General features: G+C 38.7%; 7 protein-coding genes, 1 tRNA gene and 1 pseudogene. 7 read left to right on the top strand and 2 right to left on the bottom strand.

Annotated features, from left to right (window positions below):
- Both ABYD77_RS16755 and galE read left to right on the top strand, forming a co-directional pair.
- Positions 1-585 (top strand): annotated as a pseudogene (locus tag ABYD77_RS16755) (DHH family phosphoesterase); the annotation flags it as partial.
- 18 nt (positions 586-603) lie between these two features.
- Positions 604-1,623 carry a UDP-glucose 4-epimerase GalE gene (galE, locus tag ABYD77_RS16750; protein ID WP_372771244.1) on the top strand — a complete coding sequence of 340 codons (1,020 nt, stop codon included), beginning with the start codon at positions 604-606 and terminating at the stop codon, positions 1,621-1,623.
- Between the two features lie 71 nt (positions 1,624-1,694).
- Here the strand turns inward: galE and ABYD77_RS16745 are convergent, their stop codons facing one another.
- Positions 1,695-2,090 (bottom strand): acyl-CoA thioesterase, encoded by a 396-nt coding sequence (locus tag ABYD77_RS16745; protein WP_372771243.1) that lies wholly within the window; start codon positions 2,088-2,090, stop codon positions 1,695-1,697.
- Positions 2,091-2,251: 161 nt separating this feature from the next.
- Here ABYD77_RS16745 and ABYD77_RS16740 point away from each other — a divergent pair, with 161 nt between their 5' ends.
- The 4 genes from ABYD77_RS16740 (at position 2,252) to ABYD77_RS16725 (ending at position 6,131) form a co-directional block, all read left to right on the top strand.
- Positions 2,252-4,369: a TonB-dependent receptor gene (locus tag ABYD77_RS16740; RefSeq protein ID WP_372771242.1), complete on the top strand. Its 2,118-nt coding sequence runs from the start codon at positions 2,252-2,254 to the stop codon at positions 4,367-4,369.
- A gap of 111 nt (positions 4,370-4,480) precedes the next feature.
- Positions 4,481-4,741, top strand: a complete 261-nt coding sequence (locus ABYD77_RS16735; RefSeq protein ID WP_372771241.1) for a hypothetical protein — start codon at positions 4,481-4,483, stop codon at positions 4,739-4,741.
- Positions 4,742-5,356, top strand: a complete 615-nt coding sequence (gene pnuC / locus ABYD77_RS16730; RefSeq protein WP_372771240.1) for a nicotinamide riboside transporter PnuC — start codon at positions 4,742-4,744, stop codon at positions 5,354-5,356.
- Positions 5,325-6,131 (top strand): phosphotransferase, encoded by an 807-nt coding sequence (locus ABYD77_RS16725; protein ID WP_372771239.1) that lies wholly within the window; start codon positions 5,325-5,327, stop codon positions 6,129-6,131. The genes pnuC and ABYD77_RS16725 overlap by 32 nt, the downstream gene beginning before the upstream one ends.
- Here ABYD77_RS16725 and ABYD77_RS16720 read toward each other — a convergent pair.
- Positions 6,128-6,310, bottom strand: coding sequence for a helix-turn-helix domain-containing protein (locus ABYD77_RS16720; protein WP_010561097.1), 183 nt, complete (start codon positions 6,308-6,310; stop codon positions 6,128-6,130). The two genes, ABYD77_RS16725 and ABYD77_RS16720, sit on opposite strands and share 4 nt — an antisense overlap.
- A 437-nt stretch (positions 6,311-6,747) precedes the next feature.
- Here ABYD77_RS16720 and ABYD77_RS16715 point away from each other — a divergent pair.
- Positions 6,748-6,822 (top strand) — tRNA-Arg (locus ABYD77_RS16715).
- Positions 6,823-6,886 lie beyond the last annotated feature (64 nt).

Raw genomic sequence — 6,886 nt, 5'->3', positions numbered from 1 at the left:
TATGGTGATAATATGATTGCCACAGCAGATACTGAGGCAGATAAGCTTGGTTTATCCAAAGAGCAAAAAGAAAAGTTAAAAGCATTAGGCATTTATATTAACTACAACGGCTATGGCAGCACTGTTGAAGATTTACACTTCCACCCAGCAGCGCTTTTTGAGTTATTACTCGAATACCCGTCGCCATTTTCGTTGATTGAACAAAAAGATTCGGTTTTTTATCAACTTGAGGCGCTATACAATGCAGATATGGCAAAGGCGCAAGCAGCAAAAGTGATATATGAAACGGATGCCGTTAAAGTTATTTTGCTTGAAGATGCAGCCTGGGCAAGGCGTGTTAGCGGTGTTTTAGGCAATGAGCTTGCCAATCAATCGCCAGATAAAGCCCATGCTGTATTCACTCATCATAAAGACTCGGGCTATACTGTGAGTATTAGGGCACCACTCAATAATAAGCAAGGTGCGGATCAAGTAGTAACCCAATTTGCAACCGGTGGTGGGCGAGCAGCAGCCGCAGGAATAAATCAATTAGCTGAAAACGAGCTAGCACGCTTTTATAAAGTGTTTGGCGATTACTACTCTTAGAGTTTAAGGATTTAACAAATGGCGGTATTGGTTACTGGTGGGGCAGGGTATATTGGCTCTCATACTGTGGTAGAACTTTTACAAACTGGAGTTGATGTAGTTGTCATTGATAACCTATCAAATTCATCACAAGAAGCATTAAAACGCGTAGAAAAAATCACCGATAAATCAGTGACCTTTTATCAAGGTGATATTTTAGATAGCACACTTTTAAATACTATATTTACCAAGCATAACATTGAGAGTGTCGTTCATTTTGCTGGCCTTAAATCTGTAAATGAGTCTATATCCTTGCCACATAAGTATTACGAGAATAACGTTCAAGGCACTCTTAATTTACTAGCTGCTATGGATAGAGCAGGTATTTATAAACTAGTGTTTAGCTCATCAGCAAATGTATATGGTACGCCAGCAATGTTACCTGTTGTTGAAACAGCACCAGTTGGCGGTACAAGTAACCCATATGGTACCTCTAAATATATGGTTGAACGTATTTTACAAGATTTAGCTGTTTCAGATGAAAAATGGCGATTTGCGATTTTACGTTACTTTAACCCTGTTGGTGCACATAAATCAGGTCTGATCGGCGAAGATCCTAACGATATTCCAAACAACTTACTTCCTTACATTTCGCAAGTTGCGATTGGTAAATTAGCGTGTTTAGGCGTGTTTGGTGATGACTACGACACTCCTGATGGCACAGGTGTACGCGATTACATACATGTGGTTGACCTTGCTCTTGGACATCTGAAAGCGCTTAGCAAATTAGAAACTGCTAATGGTGCGTTAGTGTATAACCTCGGCACTGGAAATGGATTTTCTGTGCTTGAAATGGTTAAAGCGTTTGAGCTGGCTTCTGGTAAAATAGTCAAGTATAAGATTCAACCTCGCCGTGAAGGTGATATTGGTGCTAGTTATGCAAACCCAGAAAAAGCGAAAAACGATTTAGGCTGGGTAGCCGAGCGTGGGTTAAACGATATGATGGTTGATGCATGGCGTTGGCAAAGTCAAAATCCAAATGGTTACACTAATAGCTAATATTGACTTAGCTATCACTGTAAAAAGGGATGCTTTTGAGCATCCTTTTTGATTACTGATTTTTAACTGAATTATTCAATAGGAAAAAGTGCATCTATTTCAGTTGGTAAAAATGGCCTGCCTTTTTCATTAACTGATGTACCGATAACGAGCGCATCAACCGCAACTTTTTCATCGTGCTTACGAATAACACGTTGGCGAAAGCCAAATTTTAGTTTTGATAGCCGTGTTGGTATTACTTCTACAAAAAATTCATCGCCCGGTTTTAATGATGTTTTAAAATCAAGTTCACTACGTACAACTACTAAGTTAATCTTCTCGGCTGCCAGTTTTGCGAAATCAATGTTATTAGCATGTAAAAACTCATGGCGAGCATGCTCGAGGTAGTTAAAATATACGCCGTTATTCACTATGCCTTGTAAGTCGCATTCGTAATCTCTTACTTTTAGTTCTAAACGAAATGTCATTTTTGTTTTCTCAATAAAATTTTTATGCAGTTTACCGAATCTTTGCAAAAAAGAGGTACGACTTATGCTTTCAAATACGAACTTCTCTCGCTTACCTTTTTAACTTCTTATAAACTATGCGGTAATTTTATGTTCAACAACCTTAAAAACTGGATACCAAAGTGAAAACCAGCCTAAAACTTGTCTCTGTAGCTATTCTTTCATCAATATCAGCAACCAGTATTGCGAACCAAGGTTCAGATAACCTTGAAATCATTACTGTGACTGGCGACTTTAAACGAGAGAGTGTGCAAACCTTAAGCGCGAGTGTTCACGTGCTTGGTGAGCAAGACATTGCGTTAAGAAATGCAGTTCATTTAGATGAGCTTTTAAACACCGCAGCTAACGTAAATTATACATCTGGTGCTTCACGTGGTCGTTTTATTCAAATTCGTGGTATCGGTTTACGCTCGCAATTTGTTGACCCAGTAAACCCGTCGGTCGGTTTACTTATTGATGGCATTAATTATTCAGGTTTAGGTGGCTCGGCATTATTGTTTGATACTGAGCAAGCTGAAATTTACCGCGGCCCGCAAGGCACTCGTTTTGGTGCTGATGCAATGGCGGGGATGATCCATATTAATACAACATCAGCTTCAACAAGTGCGCAAGGCAAGGTACAACTGGGTGTTGGTAATTATAATTCGTATAACTTAGGTGTTGCTGCAGGTGCCGGTATTGATGATGTTGTTGGATTCCGAGGCAGTGTTTATCAAAATGTATCTGATGGTTACGTTGATAACATTTATCTAAACGAAGCAACACAAGATCAAGACGAATTTGTTGCTCGCTTTAAAGCTAAATCGGACTTTAGCAATGAGTTCGTCAGTGAAATCAATGTGCATTATATCGACATTGAAAATGGCTATGATGCCTTTACCTTAGATAATTCACGCAATTCTGTAGCTGATGAGCCTGGCCAAGATAATCAAGAAAGTGTTGCATTTAGCTGGCGCAATAATTTCTCAGGATTAGATGTGTTTGACATCAACTTTAATGTAACAGCACTTAATGCAGATTTACTTTATAGCTATGATGAAGACTGGGTATGTAAAAATGTAAATGAAGCTGAATTATGTGAAGCGGGCCTTCACCCGTGGGGTTATAGTTCTACCGATGAATACTCTCGCGACCGTCAAGACCGCTCTTTAGAGCTAAACGCTCAAAGCAAAGAGGGCGATTGGATTGCAGGTGTGTACTATCAAACTAAAGATGAAGAGTTAACCCGTGATTATTCTTGGTTTGGACCAGACAACCTCTTTAAGTCAACATATCAAGTTGATAACCTTGCCTTATTTGGCCAATTAGAAACGCGCATTGATGAACGCACTATGCTAATTACAGGTCTACGCGCTGAAAATTATCAAGGTGATTACAGTGATAACAATGGAATTGTTGAATCAGTTGATGATTCAATGGTAGGTGGAAAACTTGCTCTTGAGCATCAAGTAAATCAGCAGGCGATGATCTATACCAGCCTTACGAGTGGTTATAAAGCGGGTGGTGTAAATGGTGAAGCATTGGCTAAAGCGCGTGATGAAGGCGTAGATCAAAGCTTTTTTGAAACCATTAAATATTTTGATCCAGAATATTTATGGAGTGGTGAATTCGGTGTTAAAGGCGTGTCAAAAGATAAGCGATTGGTACTTCGTTTAGCGGCGTTTTATATGTACCGAGATAATATGCAAGTTAAGGCTTATAAAGAATACAAAGCCGATGAAACATCAGAGCCTGTGTTTGTGGGTTACCTTGATAATGCAGCCAGTGGCCGTAACTATGGTTTAGAAATTGACGGTCGTTATCAATTAACTGACCGCATAAGCATAAATGGTGCGCTAGGTTATTTACGCACCCGAATGGATGAATTTGTTAATGCAGATGGCGAGAGCAAAGATGGCCGAGAACAAGCTCAAGCACCGCGCTACAACTATGCATTCTCAGCGCGTTTTGATGCAACGGATAATCTGTTTGTTAATTTAGGTATTGAAGGCAAAGATGACTACTATTTCTCAGATAGTCACGATTCAAGGGCTGAAAGTGTTAATCTAGTCAATGCTAAAATTGGTTATATGCAAGGTGACTGGGAAGTGAGCGCTTGGGTACGCAACATGTTTAATCAAGAGTATGCGACCCGTGGTTTTGAGTTTGGTAATGATCCTCGAGACTTTTACGAAACCCATACTTATGTGCAATTTGCTGAGCCACGTATGGCAGGCGTAAGCTTTAGCTATCAGTATTAATATATAAAGTGTAATTTTTTAGATTTCAGAAGAGGCTGCTAAGCTCTTCTGAAATCTGAAATCTGAAATCTGAAATCTGAAATCTGAAATCTGAAACCTGAAACTTAAGCTATGAAACTATCAGTCGAAATTAGTAAATATCCGCTGCATCAAGACTACATTCCATTTATTAAAGGGTTTATTGACCGTTTAAACGACCACCCAAATTTAGAGGTAATCACTAATACCATGTCTACTCAAGTATTTGGTGATTATGATATGGTGATGAGCGCAGTAACCAGCGAAATTAAACGTTCTCACCAAGAATTTGGCAAAGCAATTTTTGTTTGTAAATTTATCGGTGGTGATTTATCACCAAATACAGAGGCATAAATGGAATTTTTATCACAAGCACTAAGCGGTTTTACTGCAATGAGTTATTGGGAATACATCGCTGTAACCTTAGGGCTTGCTTATTTAGTGTTTGTGATGAAAGAGAGTTTATGGGCTTGGCCGTGCGCCTTTGTGAGTACGTTTATTTATACTTTATTGTTTTGGAACGGCGCTCTATTAATGGAGTCTTTGCTTAATTTTTATTATTTGGCAATGGCCGTTTACGGTTTTTACTGTTGGAGAAATGGCAAAGAAAAAAAAGCGCTACCCATCTCAAGTTGGAAGTTCAATACACACCTTATCATCATCACGGTAACAAGTTTAATTTCACTAACCTTGGGTTATGTGATGGACAACTATACACATGCAGATTTTGCTTATCTAGATTCTTTTACCACCTGTTTTGCGGTGATGACCACTTACCTAGTTGCCAAAAAGGTACTTGAAAACTGGTTTTATTGGTTAGTGATTGATGCTGCATCAATCTACCTTTATTTGCAAAAAGGGTATTTCCCAACAGTTGTTTTATTCGCTATTTACACTGGTATGGTGATTTGGGGTTATTTGCAGTGGCGTGAGCATTATGAACCACCAAGAGAGCAAGCTTTTGCTTAATGAGTGCCAAAGCTATTTATCTAAACTTGGTTTAGGTTTTGTTGTAAAAAATGCATCTCCCTTAACCCAAGGAGTAAATAACACCTGCATTAAAGTGGAAACAATGTGTGAAAACACATTAGTTATTAAACATTTCGATAAGCAGGATAACTTTAAAGTAACCGAGGTTGAAAAAAGCTTAGCCAAAATTAAGGTTGTGCCTAAGATTGTTGCTCTTAACGCTGAAGAAAAACTCATTGCTTATCAGTTTATAGAGCATAAAGACTTCGATAAACGTCTGCACCTTCCTTTTTTAGTTGCCAAACTAAAAAAGCTTCATCAGCTAAAGCTTGAATATGATTTTGATACCATAAATATTGAGCATACATTCAATAGCTTTAATGATTTGCAAGAATTTTCTGATTATCAAAATGATGTTATTGAACTGATTGCTAAATTGCGCGCTTGTAAGCCATTAATCGGTGTATGCCATAATGACTTAGTAATAGAAAACCTGCTTTTTTCATTAAGCGACAGCTGGATTATCGATTGTGAGTATGTTGGTTTAAATGATGTGTATTTTGATTTAGCAGCGCTAAGTAGTTCGCTAAAATTGAGTGAGCAGGATAAAAATCAGTTACTCAGTGTCTATTTTGAGCAATCTAAAATTTCAAAAAAGCAGCTAGAAAAGCTAAATCTTTACCAGCAAGTTTATAACTTGATTTGTTACTTTTGGTATTTAAAGCATGGCTTTAAAAACCATGCTCTTGCATTAAAACCGTTGATAAACGATTAAATGCCACCAATACGCTCAGCTAATTCTTTATAGCGCTTTACGTCATCTTCGTTAAATTTTGCGTTGCCTGCATCATCTTTTTCAGCAGCAATTAGCAAGCTCTCACGTTCTAAACGACGGACGCGTTCTTCTTTTACGCCAAGGAATTCTGCAACTTGTTCTGTAGTCATTAATGCCATTTTGTTCTCCTAGTAATTAGGGTCTGTTGATCTTTAAAGTTCGTTTTTGCAGTAGCTTGATTGGCTTTTATACAAGGCAGAGGCTGCGTGGCATGGTTATTCCATGTGAGTCAGCCGATAACGCTGTAGAAAAGTCAATCAAGCGCTGCCTCTCGGCTCTTTTGAGCGCACTTTTCTTGTTGTTGTTCGATATTCGCTTAGATGACTAGGCCACACATCGAACGCCGCGATAAAAGCACGCTCAAAGAGAGCAAAAATAGAACCGCAAAGGTCAACAGACCCTAGGCATGCTTCAAGTGAATCTTTTAATTAAAGCGTTTTTTCTTAAAAAATGCGAGTAAATTACAACTTAATTGTAACTATCTTGTTGATATCTTAGCCAAGTAGGTATTCATTCTCTGGTAATTCGTAGGTTTAGACAGTATTATTGTCGGCGTGCTCTCGTGGTGAAATGGATATCACGTGGCCCTCCGGAGGCCGAGTTCTAGGTTCGATCCCTAGCGAGAGCGCCAATTCTTATTTGGCTGCGTCAATTACTTCTCCATTGGTCTTATCAGCGTAATCTTTTATTGCGTC

This window comes from Pseudoalteromonas sp., assembly GCF_041629635.1.
Classification (GTDB): domain Bacteria; phylum Pseudomonadota; class Gammaproteobacteria; order Enterobacterales; family Alteromonadaceae; genus Pseudoalteromonas.
This window is presented reverse-complemented; position numbering and strand designations above follow the sequence as displayed.

Coding starts and splice junctions, on each gene's coding strand:
- galE (WP_372771244.1), top strand. CDS start 604: ATGGCGGTATTGGTTACTGGTGGGGCAGGGTATATTGGCTCTCATACT.
- ABYD77_RS16725 (WP_372771239.1), top strand. CDS start 5,325: ATGAACCACCAAGAGAGCAAGCTTTTGCTTAATGAGTGCCAAAGCTAT.
- ABYD77_RS16745 (WP_372771243.1), bottom strand. CDS start 2,090: ATGACATTTCGTTTAGAACTAAAAGTAAGAGATTACGAATGCGACTTA.
- pnuC (WP_372771240.1), top strand. CDS start 4,742: ATGGAATTTTTATCACAAGCACTAAGCGGTTTTACTGCAATGAGTTAT.
- ABYD77_RS16735 (WP_372771241.1), top strand. CDS start 4,481: ATGAAACTATCAGTCGAAATTAGTAAATATCCGCTGCATCAAGACTAC.
- ABYD77_RS16720 (WP_010561097.1), bottom strand. CDS start 6,310: ATGGCATTAATGACTACAGAACAAGTTGCAGAATTCCTTGGCGTAAAA.